Raw genomic sequence first — 25,931 nt, forward strand, 5'->3', positions numbered from 1 at the left:
TCGTCCGGCACCTGGAGCGCCAGCTACACCATCGCTGCCGGGGCCCTGAACGGCGTCACCGGCCGCAACGTATCCGTCACCGCCACCGACGATGCCGGCAACAGCAGCACCGCCGCCGACGGCAGCAACGCCGCCGTGGACAGCGTGGCGCCCACCGTTACCTTCAGTGCCCTGGCGCTGTCGAACGACACCGGCACGGCCGGCGACTTTGTCACCGGCAGCGCTGCGCAAACCGTTACCGCCACGCTGAGCGGCGCGCCGGGGGGATCGGATCTGGTGTACGGCTCGCTCGACGGCGGCGCCACCTGGAGCAACATCACCAGCAAGGTTTCCGGCACCACGCTGACGTGGAACGGCGTCACGCTGGCCGCCAGCGGCACGCTGCGGCTGAAGGTGACCGACGCCGCCGGCAACGACGGCGCTGCCGCCAGCCAGGCCTATACGGTGGATGCGTCCGCGCCGTCCGCGCCGTCCGCGCCCGACCTGGACATGGGCAGCGACAGCGGCAGCTCGGCCAGCGACAACATCACCAGCGACACCACGCCCGCCCTCAGCGGCACGGCCGAAAGCGGCAGCACCGTCACCTTGTACGACACCGACGGCGTGACTGTGCTGGGCAGCGGCGTGGCCACCGGCGGCAACTGGTCCATTACCGCTTCGGCCATGGCCGAAGGCAGCCACACGGTCACCGTCAAGGCCACCGACGCGGCAGGCAACGTGTCCTCGGCCTCGTCCGGGCTGGCGCTCAAGATCGACACCACGGCGCCGTCCGGCGTGGCGCTGAGCGGCACCACCGTGGCCGTGGCCTCCGCCACCGGCGGCGCGTCCATCCTCACGCTGTCGGCCACCGACAGCAACGCCGTCAGCTACGCCCTGGTGGCGGGCAATGGCAGCAACGACGCGGACAACGCCAGCTTCGCCATCTCCGGCAGCGCCCTCAACGTGGGCGGCTCGGCGCTGAGCGCGGGCAGCTATGCCTTCTACGTCGCCGCCACCGACGCGGCCGGCAATGTGAGCAACCAGGCCTTCACGCTGACGGTGGCCAACATCCCCACCGTCACCTCCATCGTCCGCGCGGCCGGCGCGTCCGCCACGGTGGCCGGCAGCGCCGCCTCGGTGGACTACACCGTCACCTTCAGCGAAAGCGTGACCGGCGTGGACGCCGCCGACTTCGCGCTGACAGCCTCCGGGTCGGCCGGCGGCAGCATCGCCGGCGTGAGCGGCAGCGGCGACACCTATACCGTTACCGTGAACACGCTGGCGGGAGACGGCACGCTGCGCCTGGACCTGAACGGCAGCGGCACCCAGATTGAAAACGCCGGCAATGTCGGCGTGGCCACCGGCTACACGGCCGGGGCGACCTACACGCTGGACCATACAGCGCCGGCGGTGTCCTCGATTGCGCTGGGCGGCGCGGCCAGCACCAAGGCCGCCAGCGTCACCTACACCGTCACGCTGGACGACAGCGTCACCGGCGTGGACCCGTCCGACTTTGCGCTCACCGCCACCGGCACCGCCAACGGCAGCATCGCCTCGGTCACCGGCAGCGGCAGCACCTACACGGTTACGGTCAGCAGCGTGTCCGGCGACGGCACACTGCGGCTTGACCTGAAGTCCAGCGGCACCGGCATTGCCGACGCCGCGGGCAACGCGGCCGCCGGCTACACCGGCGGTGCGGCCTACACCATCGACAACACCGCGCCCGTGGTCGCCTCCATCGCGCCGGCCGGCGCCACCGCCACCAACGGCGCCACGTCCAGCTACACAGTGACCTTCGCCGACAGCGTGACCGGCGTGGATGCGGGAGATTTCGCGCTGACGGCCACCGGCAGCGCCAACGGCAGCATTGCCTCCGTCACCGGCAGCGGCAACACCTACACCGTCAGCGTCAACAACCTGTCTGGAGAAGGCACGTTGCGGCTGGACCTGAATGCCAGCGGCACCGCCATCCAGGATACCGTCGGCAACGCGGCCGCCGCCGGCTACACGTCCGGGCAGGTGCTGACGCTGGACCAGACCGCGCCCACGCTGGCCATCACCAGCGACAAGGCCACGCTGGCAGTGGGGGAGTCGGCCACCATCACCTTCACCTTCAGCGAGACGCCCGGCTCCAGCTTCACCTGGAACGGCAGCGCGGGCGACGTTGCCGTCAGCGGCGGCACGCTGGGGCCGCTGTCCGGCAGCGGTGCCGTGCGCACCGCGCAGTTCATCGCCACCACCGCCGGCCCCGCCAGCGTGACCGTGGCGGCAGCCAGTTATACCGACATCGCGGGCAACAGCGGCGGCGGCGGCACCTCGCCCGCGCTGACGGTCAGCACGCCGACCGGGCCTGTCACGCCAACGCCGGTGCCGGGCACGGTGGACGGCGTACCCACCCAGACCGTCACCACCACCGACCCGGCCACCGGCCTGGTCAACCAGGCAGTAACCGTGCCGGTGATCGCGCCGGGGCGGGAGGAAGATCCCAGCTCGCCGCATTCCAGCCTGGCCGACATTCCGCTCGGCCTGGGCGCCGCCGGCGGCGCGCCCGCCACCCAGCTCACCGTCAGCCTGCCCACCGGCACCGGCCTGGTGGCCACGGGTGCCACCACGCTGCTGAACAACAGCCAGGCCTTGCTGGACCTGATACTGCGCATCGAGAGCCGCACCCAAAGCGGCTCGGACACCCAGGCCGACATGACCGGACAGGGCGGCGGCTTCCTGTCGCAGCTGGGCACGGACGTGAAGCTGCAGACCAAGACGCTGGTGCTGAGCAGCGCGCCCGGCGCGGCCGCCACCTCGATCGAGATCCTCGGCAGCTCGTCGGCGCCGCCGGCCGGGGGCAGCAACGCCACCGCCATCGGCATCGTCATCGACGCCAGCCAGCTGCCGGCCGGCAGCACGCTCAAGCTGAACGACGTGGACTTCGCCGCCGTGGTGGGCGCGGTCACGGTGCGCGGCGGCAGCGGCCAGAACTACGTGGTGGGCGACGCGGCCAGCCAGAACATCATGCTGGGCGCCGAGGACGACAGCCTGTCCGGCGGCGCCGGCAATGACTTCATCGGCAGCATGGGCGGCAACGACACGCTGGACGGCGGCGCCGACGACGACCTGGTGGCAGGCGGCACCGGCAACGACGTGCTGCGCGGCGGCAGTGGCAGCGACATGCTGCAGGGCGGGCGCAGCGACACCGGCGGCTGGCAATTCCTGGTATCCGCCGGCGGCCAGCTCACCGCGCGCCACGACCAGGCGGTATTTGCGGACGGCCGCCTGGAAACCGTGCAGAAGGCGGAGCTGAATGGCGCGGCTGCCGGCTTGTCCTTCCTTGGCGTCAGCAATGCCGCCCTGGTGGACGTGGCGCTGTTGTACGGGGCCCTGGAACGGGCGCCGGATCTGGCCGGGTTGGACTTTTGGACGCAGCGCGGGCTTTCCCTCCAGGACGTGGCGCAAGGCATATTGCAGTCTGCCGAGTGGCAGGCTGCCAATGGCGCGCAGAGCGACAGCGCTTTCGTGTCCGGCCTGTATCAGCACATGCTAGGGCGCGCAGCGGAGGCGGCGGGCCAGCAATTCTGGGAAGGCTTGCTGGCGCAAGGGGCGAGCAGGGCGCAGGTGCTGCTGGGTATGGCGCTGAGCCCCGAGCACCGCGAACTGGCGCTCACGGCGCAGGGGTATGCGGTAGGCAGCGGCAGCGTGGCGCGTGAACAGGGCTGGTTTGCCGGCAGCGGGGATGACCGCCTGGATGGCGGCGCGGGCAGCGACGTGCTGGCCGGCGGCGACGGCCAGGACACGGCAGTCTACAGTGGTGCGCGGGCCGGCTACCGCTTCCTGCTTGGCGCGGAAGGCCAGATCAAGGTTGGCGACAAGGCCAGCGGGGACATCGACACCCTGAGCAGCATCGAAGCGGCCGCCTTCAGCGATGGCACGCTGGACCTGGCCTTCCTGCAGGCGCCGAAGGCGCAGCTGGAGAAACTGGGCCTGCTCTATCAGGCGGTGCTGGACCGCGCCGGCGACACGGCCGGCGTGCGCTGGTGGCTGGAGCGCGGCGAGAGCGCCGATGGGGGCAGTGGCGGGTGGGCCGCCGGCTTTGCTGCATCGGCCGAGTTCAAGGCACGCTACGACGCCGTGAGCGATGCTGCCTTCGTGCAGGCGCTGTACGCCAACTCGGGCCTGGCAGACAGCGCGGCCGGCGGCATCGCCACGTGGCAGGCCTACCTGGCCGGCCACACCCGCGCCGAACTGATAGGTGCATGGATCGCGCAGGACGCCGTGCAGGCCGCCCAGTTCGGCACCGACGGCCTATGGCTGGTGTAGGGCGGGTTAGCCCCGCAGGGGCGTAACCCGCCGGACCGTCACGCAGCCGGCTTGAGGATGTTAAGGAAGGCGCGCACCACCGGCGCGTCGTCCAGCGTGGTGTAGGTGATGTACAGATTGGCCGAGGGCGGGTTGGTGCGGATCGGCACGAACACCACGCCCGGCCAGCCGATGCGGCTGGTGGTCTCAGGCAGCAGCGCCACGCCCAGCCCCGCGCCCACCATGGCCAGCAGGGTCTGCGGCTCGGACGCCTCCTGGAATATGGTCGGCTGGAAGCCGGCCTTCACGCAGCACTGGATCAGGTAGCGCGGGAAGGCGGACTTGTCGAGCGCCAGCGTCAGCATCGGTTCGCTGGCGATGTCGGTCAGTTCGATGGCGTCCTGCTTGGCCAGCGGATGATGCTCGTTCAGCGCCACGCACACGTTTTCGCGGAAGCACAGCTCCTGGCGCAGGTTGTCGTTCTTCAGGTCGTCCTCGTTGAGCCTGGGTTCGCGCCAGAAGCCCACGTCGATCTGCTTGGCGCGCAGCGCCTCGTACTGCACCGTGGGCCCGAATTCGTGGATGGTCCACGTCACGCGCGGGTACTTGCTCTGGAATTCTTCCAGCAGCGACGGGATCGGCCCCCACATCGCCGAGCCCACGATGCCCACCCGCAGGCGGCCCACCTCGCCCCGGTCGATCTGGCGGATGGTGTCGATGGTCATGCGCATCTTGGCCAGCAGCTCGGACGCCTCGGACATCAGCGCCTTGCCCGCCACCGTCAGCTCGAAGGTGCGCGTGGTGCGCGCGAACAGGCGCACCCCCAGTTCGCTTTCCAGCTTCATGATCTGCTGGCTCAGGGGCGGCTGCGAAATGTGCAGGCGTTCGGCGGCGCGGCTGAAACTCTTTTCTTCCGCCACGGCGAGAAAGTACTTCAGCTGTTTCAGGTCGATGGACATGATTTGCCTTCGTTATGCGACAGGGTGCTCCAGCAGGGCGCGCGCCAGTTCGGCGCCCACCCGCGCGTTGTTCTTCACCAGCGCGATGTTGGTGGCCAGGCTGCGCCCTTCGGTGAGCTGCTTGATGCGCGCCAGCAGGAAGGGCGTGACCTTCTTGCCGGTGACGCCGCCCGCCGCCGCTTCGCCGAGCGCCTGCGCGGTGATGGCGTCGATCTCGGCTTTCGGCATGGCGTCTGCCTGCGGCACGGGCGCGCTCACCACCACGCCGCCCTTCAGGCCCAGCTTCCACTTGGTGTTGATGAAGGAGGCCTGTTCGGCCGGCGTGTCGAGCTGGAAGTCGGCGTTGAAGCCGCTCTCGCGCGTAAAGAAGGCCGGGAAGCCCGGCTGGCCCACGCTCACCACGGGCACGCCGTGCGTTTCCAGGTATTCCAGCGTGAGGCCGATGTCGAGGATGGACTTCACGCCCGCGCACACCACGGCCACCGAGGTCTGCGCCAATTCCTGCAGGTCGGCCGAGATGTCGAAGGTGGTTTCCGCGCCGCGGTGCACGCCGCCGATGCCGCCGGTGACGAACACGTGGATGCCGGCCAGCTCGGCGCAGATCATGGTGGCGGCCACCGTGGTGGCGCCCAGCTTGCCGGTCGAGAGCACGTAGGGCAGGTCGCGGCGGCTCACCTTCATGGCGTCCGGCGCGTTGCCCAGCAATTCCAGCTGCTCCGGCGACAGGCCGATGCAGATCTTGCCGCCAATGATGGCGATGGTGGCCGGTACGGCGCCCGCGTCGCGGATGATCTGTTCGACTTCCTTGGCGGTCTGCACGTTCTGCGGGTAGGGCATGCCGTGCGAAATGATGGTCGATTCCAGCGCCACCACGGGTTTGCCCGCCGCGCGCGCATTGGCCACTTCGGCCGAGTAGGAGAGGAATTGGTGCATGGTTGGTCCTTGGGTTCCTAGTAGTGGAATTCGCTGATCTCGTCGAGGATGTCGGCGGCCAGCAGCGGGGAGACGGTGTCGGGGCTTTCCAGGGTCATGGCGGCCACCTTCAGGCCGCGCCGGCAGGCCAGCGTGAGGTCGCTGCTGCCCTGGTAGATGGACCAGCACACGCCGGCCGCGAAGGCGTCGCCGGCGCCGGTCACGTCCACCACGTCCACTTGCGGCGCGGGCAGCCAGCTCAGGCCTTCGGCGCCGGCGCGCGCATTGGTGTGGAACACGCCCTCGCCGCCGCAGGTAATGATGATGTCCTGCGCGCCTTGCTGCTGCACTTCGCGGCAGGCCGCTGCCAGCGCCGCTTCGTCGGGCAGCGCGCGGCCGACGCGGGTTTCCAGCTCGCCGCGGTTGAGCACCAGCAGGCGCAGGCCGTGCAGCTCGGCGGGCAGGCGCGCCATCTTGGGCTGGGACACGGCCACGATGATCAGCGCCACCGCGTCGCGCCGCGCCTCCTGCAGCAGCATGGCCACGCTGTCGAGCGGCAGGTTCAGGTCGGCCACCACCATGGCGGCGCCGCTGCGCTGCGGCGCGCGGCTGGCCAGGAAATCGGGCGTCATCTGGTCGTACAGCGCCATGTCGGCCAGGGCCAGCACCATTTCGCCGCGCTCGTCGAGCACCGCCGTGTAGGTGCCGCTGTAGGTGTCGCCCAGGCGCAGGGTGCCGCGCGTGTCGATGCCGGCGCTTTCGGCGCGCGACTGCAGCGAATTGCCGGCCGCGTCGTCGCCCACCGCCGTCAGCAGCGCCGAGGGCAGGCCGAGGCGGGCCAGGTTCTCGGCAATGTTGCGCGCCACCCCGCCGTGCACTTCCTCCGCGTAGGCGGGATTGGAGGTGCCCAGCTGCAGGGCCTGCAGCGTGCGCAGCTTGCGGTCCAGGTTGGCAGCGCCTATACAGAGTACAGGACGTTTGTCGGGCAGCACGTAGGCGCGCCCCAGCAGGCGGCGTTCGCGGATCAGGCTGGCAATGTGGCCCGCCACGGCCGAGCGCGACAGGCGCAGCTCGACCGCCAGGTCTTGCTGCGAGACGAAGGGATTGGCGCGGATCAGTTCGTAGAGCTGTTCTTTTTTGGATGTGTCCGACACGGGCGGTAGCCTTGTAAACATTTGTCTCTCATCGTAAACATTTGTCCGCATGCTGTCAAATTAAGCATCAACCCGTAATTTATACGACTTTCATATAAATGGACAAGAAAAATGGTATTTGCCATACATATAAGCGCTGAGGCATAGTGTCGCCTGTAAATTCGTACGTCATCATCCGTCCACGCAGCGCCCAATCTCATAGTCAAACATCTTAAAAACGAGGATAACCATGTCTAATAATTCTCCATTCCAGGCCGCCGCCATCGTCCGTTCGCGCATGCCGGCGAACTTCCAGCCGCGCCTGGCGATGATCCTGGGGTCCGGCCTGGGCGTGCTGGCGGAACAGATGACGGACGCGGTGACCATCGGTTTCGACGAACTGCCGGGCTTCCCCATCTCCACCGTGCACGGCCACGCCGGCGCCATGGTGCTGGGCACCCTGAACGGCGTGCAGGTGGTGATGCTGAAGGGCCGCGGCCACTTCTACGAAGGCTACGGCCTGGGCGTGATGACTTCCGCCGTGCGTACCCTGAAACTGCTGGGCGTGGACTTCTTGTTCGTGACCAACGCGGCCGGTTCGCTGCGTCCCGAAGTCGATGCCGGCGCGCTGGTGGCGCTGACCGACCACATCAACTTCCTGCCCGGCACCCCGATGATCGGCCCGAACGACGAACGCTTCGGCCCGCGCTTCTTCAGCATGGCCAACGCCTACGACGCCGACCTGCGCAACCTGCTCAAGAGCACCGCGGCAGAGCAGTCCATCACCCTGCACGACGGCGTCTACATCGCCTACGCCGGCCCGAACTTCGAAACCCCGGCTGAAATCCGCGCCTTCAAGACGCTGGGCGCGGACGTGGTGGGCATGTCGGTGGTGCCGGAAGTGGTGCCGGCGCGCCACTGCGGCCTGAAGGTGGTGGGCGTGTCCGTCATCACCAACCTGGCCGAAGGCCTGTCGCCGTTCCCGCTGTCGCACGAGCAGACCCTGAAATACGCCGCCATCGGCGCCGAAAGCCTGATCAAGCTGATCCTGGCCTTCGTGGAAAACGTGGCAAAAACGCCTAAGGCGTAAGAAGAAAGGGGCGGCTGGACCGCCCCTGTGCTTTATTCGGCATAAACTGACCTTTTGAGCGAGCCTATCATGTCACGCGCATTCATCCTCCTGCTGGACTCCTTCGGCCTGGGCGCAACGCCCGATGCCGACAAATACGGCGACAGCGCCACCAACACTTTCGGCCACATCGCCGCCTGGGCTGCCAGGGAAGGCAAGCCGATGTCGCTGCCCAACATGGAAAAACTGGGCCTGGCCGCCGCCGCCCACGCGGCCAGCGGCCAGTGGGCCGAAGGCTTCGCCCTGCGCGACGGTTTCACCGCCGCCTACGGCGCGGCGCGCGAGCAATCCACCGGCAAGGACACGCAGAGCGGCCACTGGGAAATCGCCGGCGTGCCGGTGCTGTTCGACTGGGGCTACTTCCCCAAGACCGTGCCGTCCTTCCCCAAGGAGCTGACCGACAAGCTGCAGGAACTGACCGGCGTGCCCGGCTTCCTCGGCAACTGCCACGCTTCCGGCACCACCATCATCAACCAGCTGGGCGATGAGCACGTCGCCAGCGGCAAGCCGATTCTCTACACCTCGGCCGACTCGGTGCTGCAGATCGCCTGCCACGAAGAGCACTTCGGCCTGGAGCGCCTCTACGACATGTGCGAGAAGGCCTATGAGCTGGTCAAGCCGTACAACATCGGCCGCATCATCGCGCGTCCCTTCGTGGGCGCCAACGGCAACTACAAGCGCACCGCCAACCGCCACGACTACGCCATTCCGCCGCACGCGCCCACCTTGCTGGACCACGTGAAGAACGACGGCGGCGAAGTGATCGCCCTGGGCAAGATCAGCGACATCTACGCCGCGCAAGGCGTGAGCCGCGTGGTCAAGGGCCCGGACAATATGGCGCTGTTCGACGCGCTGCTGAAAGTGCAGGACGAGGCGGGCGACAAGTCGCTCACTTTTGTCAACTTCGTCGACTTCGACCAGGCTTTCGGCCACCGCCGCGACGTGGCCGGCTACGCGAACGCGCTGCACGAGATGGACGCGCGCCTGCCCGAATTCTTCGCGAAGATGAAGGACGGCGACCTGTGCGTGATCACGGCCGACCATGGCTGCGATCCGACTTCGCCCGGCTCGGACCACACCCGCGAACACATCCCGATGATCTTCTTCGGTCCAGGCGTGCAAGGCCGCCCGCTCGGCATCTCGGAGACCTTCTCCGATATCGGCCAGACGCTGGCCCACCACCTGGGCGTGAAACCACTTTCCAACGGAACCAACCTCTTATGACCATCCCGCACGACTTCAAGCGCACCGAGGCCATGGCCCTCGACCTGAGCTGGCTGAACCATATCCACGTGAACAAGGCAGCGGCCGACCGCCGCGCCGCCTCGCTGGCGAACCGCCGCTCGGTGAAGAAAGAGTACCAGGCTGCCTGGTTGGTGAAGGCCATCGGCCTGATCGACCTGACCACGCTGTCGGGCGACGACACCCCGGGCCGCGTGGAGCGCCTGTGCATGAAGGCCATGCGTCCGCTGCGCTCGGACCTGGTGGAAGCGCTGGGCGTCTCGAATGTGACCACCGGCGCGGTGTGCGTGTACCACGAGATGATCAAGCCGGCGGTGCAGGTGCTGCAAGGCCGCCTGCCCATCGCTGCCGTCTCCACTGGCTTCCCGGCCGGCCTGACCAGCATGGAAACCAAGGTGCGCGAGATTGAATTGAGCGTGGCCGCGGGCGCCACCGAGATCGACATCGTGATCACCCGCCAGCACGTCCTGACCGGCAACTGGCAGGCGCTGTACGACGAAATGCTGGCTTACCGCAAAGCCTGCGGCGAAGCGCACGTGAAAGCCATCCTGGCCACCGGCGACCTGGTGACCCTGGAAAACGTGGCCAAGGCTTCGTGGGTGTGCATGATGGCCGGCGCCGACTTCATCAAGACCTCCACCGGCAAGGAGGGCGTGAACGCCACCATCCCGGTGTCGCTGGTGATGGTGCGCGCGATCCGCGAATTCTACGAGCAGACCGGTTTCAAGATCGGCTACAAGCCTGCGGGCGGCGTGGGCACCGCGAAGGGCGCCTTGCAGTACATGACGGTGATGAAAGAGGAACTGGGTAATGACTGGCTGGAGCCGCACCTGTTCCGCATCGGCGCATCGAGCCTGCTGACCGACATCGAGCGCCAGCTGGAGCACTACGTCACCGGCAATTACTCCGCCGCTCACCGTCACGCGCAACCGTAAGAACATCGAGAAGACACCGCTATGCCAACTATCAACGAGATCCTCAACACCATGGAATACGGCCCGGCACCAGAAAGCCAGAAAGAAGCGCAAGCGTGGCTGGACCAGAAGGGCCGCCAGTTCGGCCTGTTCATCGACAACGCCTGGAGCGACGCCGGTGAAGTGTTCGCCTCGACCAACCCGGCCGACGGCAAGGAGCTGGCCAGGCTGACGCAGGCGACCGGCGACGACGTCGACCGCGCCGTGGCAGCCGCGCGCCGCGCGCAGCCGGCCTGGCAGGGACTGGGCGGCCATGGCCGCGCCAGGATCCTGTACGCCATCGCGCGCCTGATGCAAAAGCATGCGCGCCTGTTCGCCGTGCTGGAAACGCTGGACAACGGCAAGACCATCCGCGAAACCCGCGACGCCGACCTGCCGCTGGTGGCGCGCCACTTCTACTACCACGCCGGCTGGGCCCAGCTGCAGGACGAAGAATTCGCCAACCACCGCCCGGTGGGCGTGGTGGGCCAGATCGTCCCCTGGAATTTCCCGCTGCTGATGCTGGCGTGGAAAATCGCCCCGGCGCTGGCTGCCGGCAACACCGTGGTGTTCAAGCCGGCGGAGTTCACCTCGCTGACCGCCATGCTGTTCGCCGACATCTGCGTGCAGGCCGGCGTGCCGGCCGGCGTGGTCAACATCGTCACCGGCGACGGCCGCGTGGGCGAAGCCATCGTGAACCACGCAGGCATCGACAAGCTGGCCTTCACCGGCTCCACCGAAGTGGGCCGCCTGATCCGCCAGGCCACCGCAGGCAGCGGCAAGAAGCTGTCGCTGGAACTGGGCGGCAAGTCGCCCTTCATCGTCTTCGAAGACGCCGACCTGGACGCCGCGGTCGAAGGCCTGGTCGATTCCATCTGGTTCAACCAGGGCCAGGTCTGCTGCGCCGGTTCGCGCCTGCTGGTGCAGGAGTCCGTGGAAGAGCGCTTCCTGAACAAGCTGCGTGCGCGCATGGACAACCTGCGCCTCGGCTCGCCGCTCGACAAGTCGATGGACATCGGCGCCCTGGTCGACCCGGTGCAGCGCCAGCGCATCCACGGCCTGGTGGAGTCGGCGCGCAGCGAAGGCTGCACCGTGTACCAGCCGGCCGGCTGCGCCATCCCGGCCGACGGCTCCTGGTTCCCGCCCACCCTGATCACCGGCGCCTCGACCTCGGCCGCCGTGGCGCAAGCCGAGATCTTCGGCCCGGTGCTGGTGGCGATGAGCTTCCGCACGCCGCCTGAAGCGGTACAGCTGGCCAACAACACCGTGTACGGCCTGGCCTCCTGCGTGTGGACCGAGAACATTTCGCTGGCGCTGGACGTGGCACCGCAGATCAAGGCCGGCGTGGTGTGGATCAACACCGCCAACCAGTTCGATGCCGCTTGCGGCTTCGGCGGCTACCGCGAATCCGGCTACGGCCGCGAAGGCGGCCGTGAAGGCATGTACGAATATCTGGTGCCCGTGTCGGAAGACGCGCGCCCTGCGGCGCCCGTGCTGGCGGCGCCCGCGAAAGCCAAGGCTGCGCCGGCCGCCGCCGACGCATTCGCCATCGACCGCACCGCCAAGCTGTACATCGGCGGCAAGCAGGCCCGCCCGGACGGCGCCTACAGCCGCGCAGTGCACGGCGCGGACGGCAAGTTTGTCGGCGAAGTGGGCGAAGGCAACCGCAAGGACATCCGCAACGCCGTGGAAGCCGCGCACAAGGCCACCGGCTGGACCAAGGCCACCGCGCACAACCGCGCGCAGGTGCTGTTCTACATCGCCGAGAACCTGGCCGCGCGCGGCGAGGAATTCGCCGCCCGCATCGGCGCCATGACCGGCGCCAAGAATCCCGAGAGGGAAGTGCAAGCGGCCATCGAGCGCCTGTTCTACTGGGCGGCATGGGCCGACAAGTACGACGGCCTGGCGCACCAGCCGCCGATGCACGGCATCACCGTGGCGCTGAACGAAGCCGTCGGTGTTATCGGCATCGTGGCGCCGAACGAGTCGCCGCTGCTGGGCTTCATCTCGCTGGTGGCGCCCGCCATCGCCGTGGGCAACCGCGTGGTGGTGGTGCCGTCGGAAGCGCATCCGCTGTCGGCCACGGACCTGTACCAGGTGTTCGACACCTCCGACCTGCCGGGCGGCGTGGTCAACATCGTCACCGGCTCTGCGGACGAGCTGGCGCGCACGCTGGCATCGCACTCGGACGTCGACGCGGTGTGGCGCCATGACGGTTCGGCCGAAGGCTGCGCCGAAGTGGAGCGCCTGTCGGCCGCGTCCCTGAAACGCACCTGGACCGGCGGCGCCAAAGGCCGCGACTGGTACAGCACAGCGCAGGCGGGCGGCCGCGCCGTGCTGGCGCACGCGTCGCAGGTGAAAAACATCTGGATACCGTACGGCGTATAAAGGTTGGCGGGTTACGCACTGCGTGCTAACCCGCCCTACGAACCTGCGAGTGCATGTATCGATTGCGTAGGGCGGGTTAGGTGCGCAGCACCGTAACCCGCCGGGAGGGGCCGCAGACCATACCCTGGCCTGCGGCCCAACTACCTTAAAAAGAAGAGAAAAACCATGTTCCTGACCCAAGAAATCATCCGCAAGAAACGCGACAAGGGCGTGCTGAGCGCCGAAGAAATCCAGTTCTTCGTGCGCGGCATTACCGATGGCAGCGTCAGCGAAGGGCAGATCGCCGCGCTGGCCATGGCCGTCTTCTTCAACGACATGAACATGGACGAGCGTGTGGCCTTCACCCTGGCCATGCGCGATTCCGGCCAGGTGCTGGAGTGGAAATCGCTGAACCTGCCCGGTCCCGTGATGGACAAGCACTCCACCGGCGGCGTGGGCGACGTGGTCTCGCTGATGCTGGGACCGATGATTGCCGCCTGCGGCGGTTTCGTGCCGATGATCTCGGGACGCGGCCTGGGCCACACCGGCGGCACGCTGGACAAGTTCGACTCCATCCCCGGCTATTCCACCGTGCCGGACAACGACAAGTTCCGCCAGGTGGTGCGCGACGTGGGCGTGGCCATCATCGGCCAGACCGCCTCGCTGGCGCCGTCCGACAAGCGCTTCTATTCCATCCGCGACGTCACCGCCACCGTGGAATCGGTGGCCATGATCACCGGCTCCATCCTGTCGAAGAAACTGTCGGCCGGCCTGGACGTGCTGGCCATGGATGTGAAAGTGGGCTCGGGCGCCTTCATGCCTAGTTACGAAAAATCGGTGGAACTGGCCGAGAGCATCGTCACCGTCGGCAACGGCGCGGGCACGCTGACGTCGGCGCTGCTCACCGACATGAACGAATCGCTCTCGCCGTGGGCCGGCAATGCGCTGGAAGTGCGCGGCGCCATCGACTACCTGACCGGCAAATGCCGTCCGGCGCGCCTGCACGAAGTGACGATGGCGCTATGCGCCGAGATGCTGGTGCTGGGCAAGCTGGCCGCCACCGAGACGGAAGCGCGCGCCAGGCTGCAGCATGCGCTGGACTCCGGCGAAGCCGCCGAGCGCTTCGCGCGCATGGTGGCCGCGCTGGGCGGCCCGTCCGACCTGATGACGAATATGGACAAGCACCTGGAAAAAGCGCCGGTGGTGGTGGACGTGCCGGCGCTGTCGTCCGGCTACGCCGCCAGGACCGTATGCCGCGACATCGGCCTGGCGGTGGTTGCGCTGGGCGGCGGCCGCCGCGTCCCGACCGACAAGATCGACTTCGCGGTCGGCCTGACTGACCTGGTGGAACTGGGCCAGCCGGTGCAAGCCGGCCAGCCGCTGGCAAAAGTGCACGCCCGCACCGAAGCGGCGGCGCAAGCCGCCGTGGCGCAGATCCAGGCCGCCTACAGCATCGCCGGCGCCGCGCCAGCCGCCAACCCGGTCATCTACCGCACCATCCGCCCGTGAAGAGTGGCGGGTTGCGGCGCGTTGCGCCCAACCCGCCCCACGGGACGGGCAACACCGTAGGGCGGGTTAGCGCCGCAGGCGTAACCCGCCGCGCGCCGCCCGAGACCAACGCACAAGGAACCGCAATGAACAACGAACAACTGATCGCCGAAGCCGCGCAGGCGCGCCTGAAGGCCTACACGCCTTACTCCAACTTCAAGGTCGGCGCCGCGCTGCTGACCCGCGACGGCAAGGTATTCCACGGCTGTAACGTGGAGAACGCGTCCTATGGCCTGTGCAACTGCGCCGAACGCACCGCCTTCTTCAGCGCCATCGCGCACGGCTACAAGCCGGGCGACTTCGACAAGCTGGCCGTCATCGGCGAGACCGACGGCCCGATCGCCCCCTGCGGCGCCTGCCGCCAGGTGACCCTGGAGCTGGGCGGCAACGACCTGCCCGTGGTGCTGAGCAACCTGAAGGGCGACGTCTTCGAAACCACCGCGTCAGCCCAGCTGCCGAACGCCTTTGGCGGCGCGGACCTGAAGAAGAAGTAAGCATCTTGAAGAAGGTTATCGACGTGCAGGCTGCGGTCGCCGTTGCGGCGGCCGAGGCCATCGTGGCGAAAACGCAGGGCACTTTCGGTGTCGGCGGCGCCATGCTGGACCAGACCGGCAAAGTGCTCAAGTCGCTGCACAACAACGTGATCCGCCAGGGCATGGTGTACGACCCCACCGCGCACGGCGAGCGCCAGCTGATCGACTGGTACTACGCCGAGCGCGCCAAGGGCGTGCCGCTGCCCGAGCCGAAGGACATCACCATCGTCACCTCGCTCGATCCATGCTGCATGTGCACGGGCGCCATCCTGGCCGGCGGCTTCAACGTGATGGTGGCGGCCACCGACGCCAACGCCGGCATCAACTACGACAGCAGCGCGCGATTCGATGCGCTGCCGGAGGGCCTGCGCACGCAAGCCCAGGCCAGCTTCAGCTATCCGGCCGTGCTGGGCGATTCGCAGTACGCGCGCCCGGCGCACGGCATGGCGCCCAGGTCCTTTTTCATCGGCAAGACCATCGCCGAGCCCACCCAGGCGTTGTGCTCGCTGGTGTTCGAGGCCACGGCCAAGGGCGCGATGGCGCTGTTCAATGTCGATCCGCCGCGCGCGCAGCTGAAGGACCCGGCCACGCTGTCGCCCAAGCACGCCATCGTATCGGCCCTGCGCAAGGTATTCCCGGAGGCGCTGTCGGTGCGCTGCGCGCCGCAGCGGCCGGACGCGCAGCTGGCGCCGGCCCTGAAGAAGGCCATGGCGCGCGACAAGGTGATGGGCGGAAAGGGCGACGCGGTCGCCTTGCTTGACTCCTTCGGCAACCTGCTGCTGTGCATGCCGGGCCGACGCAACAAGTCCGGCATCCGCACCGCCTTCATGGAATGCACGCGCGCCTACGCGCAGCTGCGCTACAAGCTGCTCGACGGCGCCCGGATCGGCCCCGCGCAGCGCGAGGAAATCCGCCAGTACCTGGGCCATCCCAAGGACGGCACCTTTGTCTTCGCCAACGGGCCGGACGACGGCGCCCTCAGCTTCATGGAGCTGGGCGCGTACGGCTCCACCATGGAAGGCGAGCTGCCGGAATCAAACCCGGCGCAGTTCCAGTACGTGCGGCCGTCCCTGCCGCAGCAGGCGCTGGAGCACATCTGCCGCTCCATGCCGCCGCTGTACCGGCATCTGATCCGCATCCGCCCGGTGCAGGTGGCGGACGCGGAACTGATCGCGGCGCTGGCGGCGTAGTCAGGGCACCGGCGCGAGCATGTTCGCGTCGCGCGCGAGCTGCCAGTGGCCGTCGCCGTTGCGGCGGAAGATGGACAGGGTATGGCCGGCGCGGCGCATGGCCTTGCCCCCTTCGGCCAGCGGCAGCACCCGCACTTCCAGCGTGGTACGGCACCAGGCCACGTCGCCGCACACTTCCACTTCGTCCACCGTGCTGTCCGATTCGATGCGGTGCGTGGCCAGCACGGCGCGCAGGCTGGCCGCGAAACCGTCGCGCCCGTGCATGGGCGGCTGGCCTGCCACCAGGAACACCACGTCCGGCGTCATCAGCGGCAGCACCTTGTCGACGTTGCCTTCGCGGGTCGCTTCCAGCCAGGCGGCGATCACGCGCCGGATGGCCGGTCCGTCGGACAGGGCGCCACCGTGCGCCGTGTCCGGCGCGGCGTGGTCAGTTGGCCCAGGGGTCATAGGTGCCCACGCTCCACAGCTGTCCTTCCGGGTCGCGGCAGGTGAAGCCGCGGCCGCCGTATTCCTCGTCCTTGAGCGGCATGACGATGGGCGCCCCGGCAGCCACGGCGCGCTGGTGCACCAGGTCCGCATCGTTGACCACCAGGTAGCAGCATTGCGTGACCTTCATGCCGGTGCTGGCGGGCTGCGTCATCAGCTCGCCGAACTCGGTGTTGAAGATGGAGCTGAGCATCACCATGCCGTTGCCGTAGGTGAGCTGGGCGTGCGCGATGGTGCCGTCCTCGTTGGGAACGACCAGTGCCCGCTCGAAACCTAAAGTGCGGCACAGCCAGTCGATGGCTGCCGGCGCGTCGCGGTAGCGCAGGCAGGGCGTGATGGTGGCGCGTGTGTTCTTCGGTATGCTGGACATGTGCTCCCCCTGTGGTGTGAGTCTAGTCCAAACAATATAGACCAGTGGGCGAGGGGGAGCAAATTGTTGCAGTGCGCGAGTGCGCTGGTCACATCTGCTGGAACAGGTGGGTGTTGCCCCGGCTGACCTCGAGTTCTTCTTCCGAATGGCGCACGCGCACCATCTGGCGGCCGCGCAGGTCGCGCTTGACCTCGGCAATCGCGTCCACCCGCACCAGCGTGGAGCGGTGGATGCGCCAGAATTCCTTCGGGTCCAGCTCGTCTTCCAGCTCCTTCAGCGTTTTACGGATCAGCACTTCGCCTTCCAGCGTCTGCACCCGCGTGTATTTCTCGTCGGCGCGGAAGAACAGCACTTCGCGCGTGCTGATCATGCGCAGGCTGGTGCCCACCTGGGCCTGTATCCATTTGAGGAATTCCTGCGGCTTGCGCTGCGCGGTGTGCGCCAGCAGCTGGCTCAGCTGGCGTTCAATGTTGTCCGGCGATTTGCCCAGCCGCGCCTGCAGGCGCTCGCAGGTGGTCTTCAGGCGCTCGCCGCCGGCCGGCTTGAGCAGGTAGTCCAGCGCGCCCTGTTCGAACGCTTCGATGGCGTACTGGTCGTAGGCGGTGACGAACACGATGTGGCAGCGGTTGAACAGCATGCGCGCCGCCTCGATGCCCGACATGCCGGGCATGCGGATGTCGAGGAACACGATGTCCGGCTGGTGCAGCCCGGTCAGCGCAATGGCTTCCACGCCGTTGGCCGCCTCGGCCACGATCTGCAGCTGCGGCCACGCCTCGTGCAGGCGCGTGCGCAGCAGCTGGCGCATGGGCTCTTCGTCGTCGGCGATGATGGCGGTCGGTGTCTTCATTACAGCTTGGTTCCGGCAAAGATATCGGGGGCAAAGGGCATGCGGATGATGGCGCGCGCGCCGCCGTCCAGCGGCGCTTCAATGATGAGCTGGGCGCGGCTGCCGTACAACAGGCGCAGGCGCTCGCGGATATTGGTCAGGCCCAGGCCGTCGCCTGCGTGCACGTCGAAGCCCACGCCGTCGTCCTGCACTTCGATCTGCAGCACATTGCCGGCGGCGGTGCTGCTGGCGCTGGCGCGGATGTCGATGCGGCCGCCTTCCACCTTGGGTTCGAGGCCGTGCTTGATGGCGTTTTCAATCAGGGTCTGCAGCATCATGGGCGGGAACGATGCGCTCAGCAGGTCGGGCGGCACGTCGATCGATACCGCCAGCCGTTCGCGCATGCGGGCCTGCATGATGGCCAGGTAGGCGCGCGAGAGCTCGATCTGGCGCCCCAGCGTGCCGTTGCCCTTGGCGCGCATCTGCGGCAGCGTGGCGCGCAGGTAATCGATCAGGTGGGCGTGGATCTTGGCGGCCTGGGGCGGATCGGTCTCGATCAGCTGGCCGATCAGGGCCAGGGTGTTGAACAGGAAATGCGGCTCGACCTGGGCCTGCAGCGCGGCCATCTGCGCTTCCACCAGGCGGCGCTCCAGCGTTTCCGTGCCGGCCTGCTGCTCGGCCACGCGGGCCTCGCTTTCGGCGCGGCGCTTGCCGCCCGCCAGCACTTTCAGGCCGACTGAAAAGACGATGAACATCGCCACCGACTCGCCCAGCCTGAACGGCGCGGCCAGGAGCAGCGCCACCACGGCGATCACCCCCAGCTTGCGCCACTCGACCTGGGCCAGCCAGTCGAAGAAGTTCCACCACAGGGTGCGGGCGGTGTCGCCCACCTCGCCGATGAACGCGACCAGGCTGCGGGTGCCTTTTTTAGTGCGGCTGAATGCCATTTCCATATCCTTGCTTAGTGTTCTTTGTTTTCGTGCACGTGCTTGCTGGCATGATGGCCTGCGATCAGGGCGATGGCGATCTTCAGCAGCAGGAAGATGGCAAACAGCGTCAGCGCCAGCGGCAGGATGGTGAGCAGCAGCGCCATCATGATGCAGCTGGCCAGCAGCGCAGGCCACGACATGCGCGACAGCGCGCGGGTGAAGGCGCGGCCGATCTGCGCGGCAGCCTGGCCCACTTCGCGGAACACGCCGCCGACAGTGCGGTTGATGGTTTTCATAAGGACCTCCGTGGTTGATATGGCCCCAATGTAACAATCCGCAGCGCTGGCCGCAGCCGCTTTCCGACGAATTGGCATTTCTGCGGGATAAGCTGTCCCCTGCGGGCGCCGAGCTGCGCCGCGAGGCGCGCCCTAGTTGCCGCACGGCACCCCTTATTTGCCGCGCGCCGCGTCCCAGTCCGAGCGCAGCAGGCCGAAGAAGTCGGTGTCGCACACTTCGCCGTTCACGATCCAGCGCTGGCGCAGATGGCCTTCATGCACGAAGTGCAGGCGTTTAAGCAGGGCGGCCGAGCCGGCGTTGCGCGGGTCCACGTCGGCTTCGATGCGGTGCAGGCCGAACGCTTCCAGGCTGTGGCCGATGGTGGCCGCCAGCGCCTCCTGCATATAGCCTTTGCCCCAGTGCGCGCGCGACAGGATGTAGCCCATCTCGCAGCGGCGGTTCTGCTGGTTGAAGTGGTGCAGGCGGCACACGCCGATCAGCTCGCCCGTTTGCGCCAGGGTCATGCCCATGGTGAGCATGCTGCCGTCCTGGTAGCCCGCCAGCGTCAAGGCCACGTGGTCTTCGGCCTGGGCCATCCGCTGCCATGGCGGACTGCTCCAGTAGCGCATGGCCTCGGGGTCGGAATAGATGGCGAACAGGGCGGGCGCATCGCCCTCGCGGATGTGGCGCAGTACCAGCCGCTCCGTCTTGAGTATAGTTTCCGGCAATTTTGGCATATTTCTATCTGTCAATTTAAATTTCTCGAGGCACATTACCGTGCTAAAATTACACCTAGTGTTACTTTAATGCAAATTTATAAAAGTTGCGAAAGAGGTCAATGATGATGTTTCGCCCCGTTCTTTCCGCTGTCGCCCTGGCTGCCTGCGGCCTGTTGCCTGCCGCCGCGCACGCCACGCCGCTGTCCGCTTCCGAGATCCTGAAGCAGTTTAATACCGTGGTGCTGGGCAGCGCCACGTCCAGCTCGCACACGGACGGCCGCACTTACGTGGGCGGCTCCCTCTCGGGCGGCGACTACGTGCAGCACATCAACGACACGCCCGGCTCCAGCTACGCCGGCCTGACCGTGGCCGGCTCGGCCAGCAACGTCAAGGTCAACGGCCTGGGCGCGGTGATCGGCGGCGGCCTGAGCAACTCCACCGTCAACAGCGGCAGCAGCGTGGTGTACGGCGGCGTCAGCAATAGCAACCTGAACGGCGCGGCCTACGTGGAAGGCGGCAGCAGCGGCAATTTCAACGGAGGCAAACTGGCCACGCCCAACGAGGTCATGATTGCCAACGTCGTGGCCTCGACCTCCACCAATTTCGGCAGCGTGCTGGGCGGCCTGTCCGGCAGCCTGCAGTCGCTGTCGAGCACCGGCAGCTCGGTGGCCTTCGACGGCAATCTGGCCATTTTCAACGCCGTGGCCAATGCCAGCGGGGTGGCCGTGTTCGACCTGACCGCGATCGACACCGTGCTGTTCTCCAAGGGCGAGTTCCGCTTCAACCTGAACGGCGCCAGCAGCGTCATCCTGAACACCGACGTCAAGAGCGCCACCCTGGGCGCCAACTTCCTGGGCAGCGCCGCGCAGCAGTACGGCAGCAAGCTGCTGTGGAACTTCTACAACGCCACCAACCTTACCGTCAACAGCCAGTGGGGCGGTTCGCTGCTGGCCACCGGCGCCTACCTGACCAACAACCAGAACATCGAAGGCGGCGTGTTCGTCAACGGCCTGGACCAGCGCGCCGAGATCCATCTGCAGAGCTTCAACGGCGGACTGGGCGGCAATGGCGGCGGCGGCTCTGCCGGCGCGCCTGCCGCCGGTGTGCCGGAGCCGGGCAGCATGGCCCTGCTGGCCGGCGGCCTGGGCGTCATGGGCTTGCTGGCGCGCCGCCGCCGGGCTGCCCCGGCCCGCTGATCGCAGCCAGCACCATGCGCACGATGGTGTCCTCGCCGTCGTCGTAGTCCTTGCGGGCCAGCTGCTTCTTGTCCAGCACCAGCGCCATCTGCGCCGAGAAGTCGGCGTAGGACTGCGTCATGGCCCAGATCATGAAGATCAGGTGGGTCGCGTTGAGCGGCGCGATGCGTCCGGCCGCGATCCACTTCTCGAACACGTCGATATCCTTGCGCAGCAGCGGCACCACGCGGCTCCTGATCTGCTCGCCGTACAGCTGCGCGCCGCTGATCACCTCCATCGCATACACCTTCGAGGCCCAGGGCTGCTCGCGCGAGAAGCGCAGCTTGGCCTGGATGTAGGTGCGCAGCACGTCGCGCGGGTCGTGCTCCTCGTCGGCCAGGCTTTCCATGCGTTTCAGCCAGTCGTCCAGCACGTCGTCGAGCACACGCTGGTAGAGCGCCTGCTTGGTCGGGTAATAGTACATCAGGTTCTGCTTGGACATCTGCGCCGCGTCGGCGATGGCCGCGATGGAGGTGCCTTCGTAGCCGCACTCGGCGAACATGCGCACCGCCACGGCGGCAATGTCCGATTCCAGCTTGCCGCGGTTGATGACGCGGCGCTTCACCTTGGGCGCGGCGGCAAGGCCGGGGACGACGGTCGGTTTGGTGTCTGGCATGGCGCGGGCCTTCTCTCTATTCTCTCTGGCTGGGTCGGACGGATTGCAGGAACTGGCGCAGCTGCGGGCTGTCGCTGTAGGCGGCGTTGAAACGGAACCAGATGCTGGTGCAGGGGCGCAGCATGAAAAATTCGCCGGGCGAGAGCAGGATGCCGGACTTCAGGGCCAGGTCGGCAATGCTGCGGCCGTTCACGGACGGCGAGGGCGGCACGTCCCATCCGGCGCTGACGAACATGCCGCCGCGCGGCTGCGCCAGCGGCTGCAGGCCGGCCGCCGCCAGGTTCTCGATGCTGCGCCGGCGGCCTTCCTCCAGCTGGCCGGCCAGCTTCTCCACCATGCGCCGGTAGGGCCGCGCGGTGATCGCGTGGAACACGGCGCGCTCGTTGATCTCGGAAGTGGTCAGCCCGGCCAGCATCTTTACGCGCAGCAGCTCCGGCAGCAGCGAGTTGGAGGCCGAGATGGAGCCCACCCGCAGCACCGGCGACAGCGTCTTGGAGAAGCTGCCCACGCGGATCACGCGCCGCAGCCCGTCCATGGCCGCCAGCGAGGCCTCGCCGCGCGGCGTGAGCTCGCGGTAGATGTCGTCCTCCACCAGCCAGAAATCGAACTGCTCGGCCAGTGCCAGCAGGCGGTGCGCCTGCGCGTGCGAGAGCGAGGTGCCGAGCGGGTTTTGCAGCACGGTGTTTACGAACATCAGCTTGGGACTGTGGGCCCGGGCCTGCTCGGCCAGCGCCGCCATGTCCAGGCCGTCCGCGCCGCGCGCGATGCCGACCGGGATGCAGCCGTGGTGGCGTATCAGCGACAGCAGGTTGCTGTAGCCGGGGTCTTCCACCAGCACCGTGTCGCCCGGCTTGGTGAGCGTGCGCAGCACCAGGTCGAAGGCGTGGGTGGCGCCGTGCGTGAGCAGGATCTGCTCCGGCTCCACCGGATAGAGTTCGTCGGTCAGCACGGCCGCCATGTGCTGGCGCAGGGTGGGGAAGCCGAGCGGGTGGCCGTAGCCGCGCAGGCGGTTGGCGGGAATGCGCATGGCCTGGCGCACCGCGTCCAGGATGGTGTCCTCGCCGTAGGATTCCGGCGGCAGCCAGCCCGCGCCCACCGGCAGCGCTTCGGACACGCCGGAATACAGCTCCGGCGTGAGCGCGTCGATGTGGACGGGGGCCGGATGGTGGGGCTGCGGCAGCAGCGTGGCGGGCACGTCCTGGCGGGCCACGAAATAGCCGGAACCGCGCCGCGAGGACAGCAGGCCCAGCGTGACCAGGCGGTCATAGGACTCGACAACTGTAAAGGTGGACACGCCATTACACTTTGCGAATTGCCTCACCGAGGGCATTTTTGTGCCGATTCGCAACTCCCGCCGCGCCACCATGGCCGTGATGGCAGAGACGATCTGGTCCACCAGGCTGCCTTTCCGCGCCCGCTCTATGGCCAGCACGGGCCAGCCGCCGCCATCGCCCTGGCCGCAGCCCTGCTCGCCCGTTGTTGCCGCTTCATCCATCAAACCTTCTCCGCGTTGAACTGTATCGTTTTTGTGACCTGTACGGTTGGCTGGTTTTGCTGATTGTGTATCTGTGCCATAGTGAAGCTGCTGACTATTATTGCACCATGATTTTGCCAACTGGTAAAGATTTTTACGGTTTGTAAAAAATTAAGGAGAAATGCATGAACGAGTCCCGACCAGCATCCATGTCGTCTTTCTGGATGCCTTTTACAAACAACCGCGATTACAAGGCCAATCCGCGCCTGCTGGTGTCGGCCGAAGGCGTGTACTACAAGGACGTGGACGGCAACGCCATCCTGGACGGCACGGCCGGCCTGTGGTGCGTGCCCTGCGGCCACGCGCAGCCGAAGATCGTGGCCGCCGTGCGCGAGATGATAGGCCAGCTCGATTTCGCGCCCACCTTCCAGATGGGCCACCCGGCCGCCTTCGACCTGGCCGAAAAGCTGATGGACTACACCGGCCACAAGTTCGGCCACGTGTTCTACACCAACTCCGGTTCGGAAGCGGTGGACACCGCGCTCAAGATCGCGCTGGCGTACCACAAGGCGCGCGGGGAGGCCGGCCGCACCCGCCTGATCGGCCGCGAGCGCGGCTACCACGGCGTGGGCTTCGGCGGCATCTCGGTGGGCGGCATCGCCGGCAACCGCAAGCCGTATGGCGTGATGCTGCCGGGCGTGGACCACCTGCCGCACACGCACAACCTGGAGAAGAACGCCTACACGCGCGGCGAGCCTGAACACGGCGCCAACCTGGCCGACGAGCTGGAACGCATCGTGGCGCTGCACGACGCGTCCACCATCGCGGCCGTGATCGTGGAGCCGGTGGCCGGCTCCACCGGCGTGCTGATCCCGCCCAAGGGCTACCTGAAGCGCCTGCGCGAGCTGTGCACCAAGCACGGCATCCTGCTGATCTTCGACGAAGTGATCACCGGCTTCGGCCGCCTCACCACGCCGTTCGCGGCCGACTACTTCGGCGTGGAACCGGACATGATGACCACTGCCAAGGGCCTGACCAACGGCGTGATTCCCATGGGCGCGGTGTTCTCCAAGAAGTTCATCCACGACGCCTTCATGGAGGCGCCGGCCGGCATCGAGCTGTTCCACGGCTATACCTATTCCGGCCATCCGGTGGCGTGCGCGGCGTCGCTGGCGACGCTGGAAGTGTTCAAGGAACAGAACATCCTGGAGCACGCGCAGGGTATCCAGGAATACTGGGCCGACGCGGTGCATTCGCTGAAAGGCCTGCCGCACGTGATCGACATCCGCAGCATCGGGCTGATCGCGGGGATCGAGCTGGCGCCGATCGAAGGCAAGCCGGGGGCGCGTGCGTTCAGCGCGTTCAAGAAGGCGTTTGCGGACGGCGTCTTGATACGCACCACCGGCGACATCATCGCGCTGTCGCCGCCGCTGGTGTTCGAGAAGAGGCACATTGATGAATTGTTTGAGAAGCTGGCGAAGGTGCTGAGGAACCTGGACTAGCCGCAGGCGGCTCCCGGCGGGTTACGCTGCGCTAACCCGCCCTACGGACCCAAAGGCCAATCCAATCATCGATTTCACCACCGGAACAACGTAGGGCGGGTTAGGCGCGCAGCGCCGTAACCCGCCAACCACCACAAGGAGACAACCATGCTGGTAGGCGTACCGAAAGAGATCAAAAATCAGGAATCCCGCGTTGGCCTTACCCCGGCCAGCGTAAAAGAGCTGGTCCTGCGCGGACACCAGGTGCTGGTGCAGAAAAACGCAGGCGCGGCCATCGGTCTGACCGACGCGATGTACGAGGGCTCGGGCGCTTCCATTATCGATACGGCCGCGGAAATCTTCGCGCGCGCGGAGATGATCGTGAAGGTGAAGGAACCGCAACCGCAGGAATGCGCCATGCTGCGCGAAGGCCAGATCCTGTACACCTATCTGCACCTGGCGCCCGACCCGGAGCAGACCCGCGCGCTGGTACGCTCGGGCGCGGTCTGCATCGCCTACGAAACCATCACCGGTGCCAACGGCGGCCTGCCGCTGCTGGCGCCGATGAGCGAAGTGGCCGGACGCATGTCCATCCAGGCCGGCGCCGCCCACCTGGAGAAGTCCAAGGGCGGCATGGGCTTGCTGCTGGGCGGCGTGCCGGGCGTGGCGCCGGGCCACGTGGCCATTATCGGCGCCGGCGTGGTGGGCACCAATGCGCTGCAGATCGCAGTGGGCATGGGTGCGCGCGTGACGGTCCTCGACAAAAGCGTGGACCGCCTGCGCCAGCTGGACCTGGTGTTCGGCAACCGCGTCTCCACCCTGTATTCCAATGCGCACACCATCGAGGAGGCGGTGCTGGACGCCGACCTGGTGATCGGCGGGGTGCTGGTGCCCGGTGCGGCGGCGCCCAAGCTGGTGACCAAGGACATGATTGCGCGCATGAAGAAGGGCGCGGTGGTGGTGGACGTTGCCATCGACCAGGGCGGCTGCTTTGAAACCTCGCACGCCACCACGCACGAGCAGCCCACCTTCATCGTGGACGGCGTGGTGCACTACTGCGTGGCGAACATGCCGGGCGCGGTGGCGCGCACTTCTACCTTTGCACTGAACAACGCCACCATCGGGCACGCCGTGGCGCTGGCCGACAAGGGCTGGAAGCGCGCCATGCAGGCCAACCCGCATTTAAAGAATGGATTGAACGTTTGCCAGGGCCATGTCACCTATGAAGCGGTGGCGCACGGCCTGGGCTACCCCTATATTTCGGCCGACTCGCTGTTGGCCTGA

General features: G+C 67.3%; 22 protein-coding genes. 11 read left to right on the plus strand and 11 right to left on the minus strand.

All coding sequences use genetic code 11. From position 1 onward, the window contains the following. Nucleotides 1-444 precede the first annotated feature (444 nt). A complete protein-coding gene (locus ASC94_RS34370) occupies nt 445-4,290 on the plus strand; it encodes a DUF4214 domain-containing protein (protein WP_373888128.1) in 3,846 nt (1,281 codons plus the stop codon). A gap of 38 nt (nt 4,291-4,328) precedes the next feature. Here ASC94_RS34370 and ASC94_RS19610 read toward each other — a convergent pair whose 3' ends face one another. Genes ASC94_RS19610 through ASC94_RS19620 form a run of 3 tightly spaced genes read right to left on the minus strand, consistent with a single transcriptional unit; the run spans nt 4,329 to nt 7,294 of the window. Continuing rightward, a complete protein-coding gene (locus ASC94_RS19610) occupies nt 4,329-5,228 on the minus strand; it encodes a LysR family transcriptional regulator (protein ID WP_056399078.1) in 900 nt (299 codons plus the stop codon). A gap of 12 nt (nt 5,229-5,240) precedes the next feature. After that, nucleotides 5,241-6,161 (minus strand): pseudouridine-5'-phosphate glycosidase, encoded by a 921-nt coding sequence (locus ASC94_RS19615; protein ID WP_056399081.1) that lies wholly within the window; start codon nt 6,159-6,161, stop codon nt 5,241-5,243. Between the two features lie 17 nt (nt 6,162-6,178). Beyond that, complete coding sequence (locus ASC94_RS19620) at nt 6,179-7,294, minus strand: carbohydrate kinase (RefSeq protein WP_056399085.1); 1,116 nt, start codon at nt 7,292-7,294, stop codon at nt 6,179-6,181. 229 nt (nt 7,295-7,523) lie between these two features. Between ASC94_RS19620 and xapA the strand changes: the two genes are divergently transcribed. From xapA to ASC94_RS19655, 7 genes are all read left to right on the plus strand, one after another. Further along, a complete protein-coding gene (gene xapA, locus ASC94_RS19625) occupies nt 7,524-8,363 on the plus strand; it encodes a xanthosine phosphorylase (protein WP_056399088.1) in 840 nt (279 codons plus the stop codon). A gap of 69 nt (nt 8,364-8,432) precedes the next feature. Further along, nucleotides 8,433-9,626, plus strand: a complete 1,194-nt coding sequence (locus ASC94_RS19630; protein ID WP_056399091.1) for a phosphopentomutase — start codon at nt 8,433-8,435, stop codon at nt 9,624-9,626. Then, nucleotides 9,623-10,579, plus strand: coding sequence for a deoxyribose-phosphate aldolase (gene deoC, locus ASC94_RS19635; protein ID WP_056399093.1), 957 nt, complete (start codon nt 9,623-9,625; stop codon nt 10,577-10,579). Before ASC94_RS19630 ends, deoC begins: the two co-directional genes overlap by 4 nt. A gap of 21 nt (nt 10,580-10,600) precedes the next feature. Continuing rightward, a complete protein-coding gene (locus tag ASC94_RS19640) occupies nt 10,601-12,985 on the plus strand; it encodes an aldehyde dehydrogenase family protein (RefSeq protein ID WP_373888123.1) in 2,385 nt (794 codons plus the stop codon). 165 nt (nt 12,986-13,150) lie between these two features. Continuing rightward, entirely contained in the window at nt 13,151-14,473 is a 1,323-nt protein-coding gene (gene deoA / locus ASC94_RS19645) for a thymidine phosphorylase (protein WP_056399095.1), read from the plus strand. 125 nt (nt 14,474-14,598) lie between these two features. Beyond that, the gene (locus tag ASC94_RS19650) at nt 14,599-15,006 is read left to right on the plus strand and encodes a cytidine deaminase (RefSeq protein WP_056399101.1); all 408 of its coding nucleotides are present in this window, start codon (nt 14,599-14,601) and stop codon (nt 15,004-15,006) included. Nucleotides 15,007-15,011: 5 nt separating this feature from the next. Continuing rightward, nucleotides 15,012-16,235, plus strand: coding sequence for a nucleoside deaminase (locus ASC94_RS19655; protein WP_056399104.1), 1,224 nt, complete (start codon nt 15,012-15,014; stop codon nt 16,233-16,235). On the opposite strand, the gene ASC94_RS19660 is transcribed toward ASC94_RS19655, so the two are convergent. From ASC94_RS19660 to ASC94_RS19685, 6 genes are all read right to left on the minus strand, one after another. Further along, a complete protein-coding gene (locus ASC94_RS19660; protein WP_082616680.1) occupies nt 16,236-16,682 on the minus strand; it encodes an SgcJ/EcaC family oxidoreductase in 447 nt (148 codons plus the stop codon). Next, nucleotides 16,663-17,091, minus strand: a complete 429-nt coding sequence (locus tag ASC94_RS19665; RefSeq protein WP_056399107.1) for a VOC family protein — start codon at nt 17,089-17,091, stop codon at nt 16,663-16,665. The genes ASC94_RS19660 and ASC94_RS19665 overlap by 20 nt, the downstream gene beginning before the upstream one ends. Before the next feature lie 88 nt (nt 17,092-17,179). Beyond that, nucleotides 17,180-17,938, minus strand: coding sequence for a LytTR family DNA-binding domain-containing protein (locus tag ASC94_RS19670; protein ID WP_056399109.1), 759 nt, complete (start codon nt 17,936-17,938; stop codon nt 17,180-17,182). Then, nucleotides 17,938-18,864 carry a sensor histidine kinase gene (locus ASC94_RS19675; RefSeq protein ID WP_056399721.1) on the minus strand — a complete coding sequence of 309 codons (927 nt, stop codon included), beginning with the start codon at nt 18,862-18,864 and terminating at the stop codon, nt 17,938-17,940. Before ASC94_RS19675 ends, ASC94_RS19670 begins: the two co-directional genes overlap by 1 nt. Nucleotides 18,865-18,878: 14 nt before the next feature. Continuing rightward, nucleotides 18,879-19,142: a hypothetical protein gene (locus ASC94_RS19680; protein ID WP_056399114.1), complete on the minus strand. Its 264-nt coding sequence runs from the start codon at nt 19,140-19,142 to the stop codon at nt 18,879-18,881. A 153-nt stretch (nt 19,143-19,295) separates the two neighbouring features. Continuing rightward, nucleotides 19,296-19,859 carry a GNAT family N-acetyltransferase gene (locus ASC94_RS19685; protein ID WP_056399118.1) on the minus strand — a complete coding sequence of 188 codons (564 nt, stop codon included), beginning with the start codon at nt 19,857-19,859 and terminating at the stop codon, nt 19,296-19,298. Nucleotides 19,860-19,960: 101 nt separating this feature from the next. On the opposite strand from ASC94_RS19685, the gene ASC94_RS19690 reads away from it, so the two are divergent. Next, nucleotides 19,961-21,037: a collagen-binding domain-containing protein gene (locus ASC94_RS19690; protein WP_200955788.1), complete on the plus strand. Its 1,077-nt coding sequence runs from the start codon at nt 19,961-19,963 to the stop codon at nt 21,035-21,037. Here the strand turns inward: ASC94_RS19690 and ASC94_RS19695 are convergent. Then, entirely contained in the window at nt 20,991-21,692 is a 702-nt protein-coding gene (locus ASC94_RS19695) for a TetR/AcrR family transcriptional regulator (RefSeq protein WP_056399124.1), read from the minus strand. The two genes, ASC94_RS19690 and ASC94_RS19695, sit on opposite strands and share 47 nt — an antisense overlap. Before the next feature lie 16 nt (nt 21,693-21,708). Then, on the minus strand, nt 21,709-23,187 hold the full coding sequence (locus ASC94_RS19700) for a PLP-dependent aminotransferase family protein (protein WP_056399132.1): 1,479 nt from the start codon (nt 23,185-23,187) through the stop codon (nt 21,709-21,711). A gap of 164 nt (nt 23,188-23,351) precedes the next feature. Here ASC94_RS19700 and ASC94_RS19705 point away from each other — a divergent pair, with 164 nt between their 5' ends. Continuing rightward, nucleotides 23,352-24,668, plus strand: a complete 1,317-nt coding sequence (locus ASC94_RS19705; RefSeq protein ID WP_056399135.1) for an aspartate aminotransferase family protein — start codon at nt 23,352-23,354, stop codon at nt 24,666-24,668. Nucleotides 24,669-24,815: 147 nt separating this feature from the next. Continuing rightward, the gene (gene ald / locus ASC94_RS19710; protein ID WP_056399137.1) at nt 24,816-25,931 is read left to right on the plus strand and encodes an alanine dehydrogenase; all 1,116 of its coding nucleotides are present in this window, start codon (nt 24,816-24,818) and stop codon (nt 25,929-25,931) included.

The organism is Massilia sp. Root418, assembly GCF_001425265.1.
In the GTDB taxonomy this organism is placed as follows: Bacteria; Pseudomonadota; Gammaproteobacteria; order Burkholderiales; family Burkholderiaceae_D; genus Rugamonas.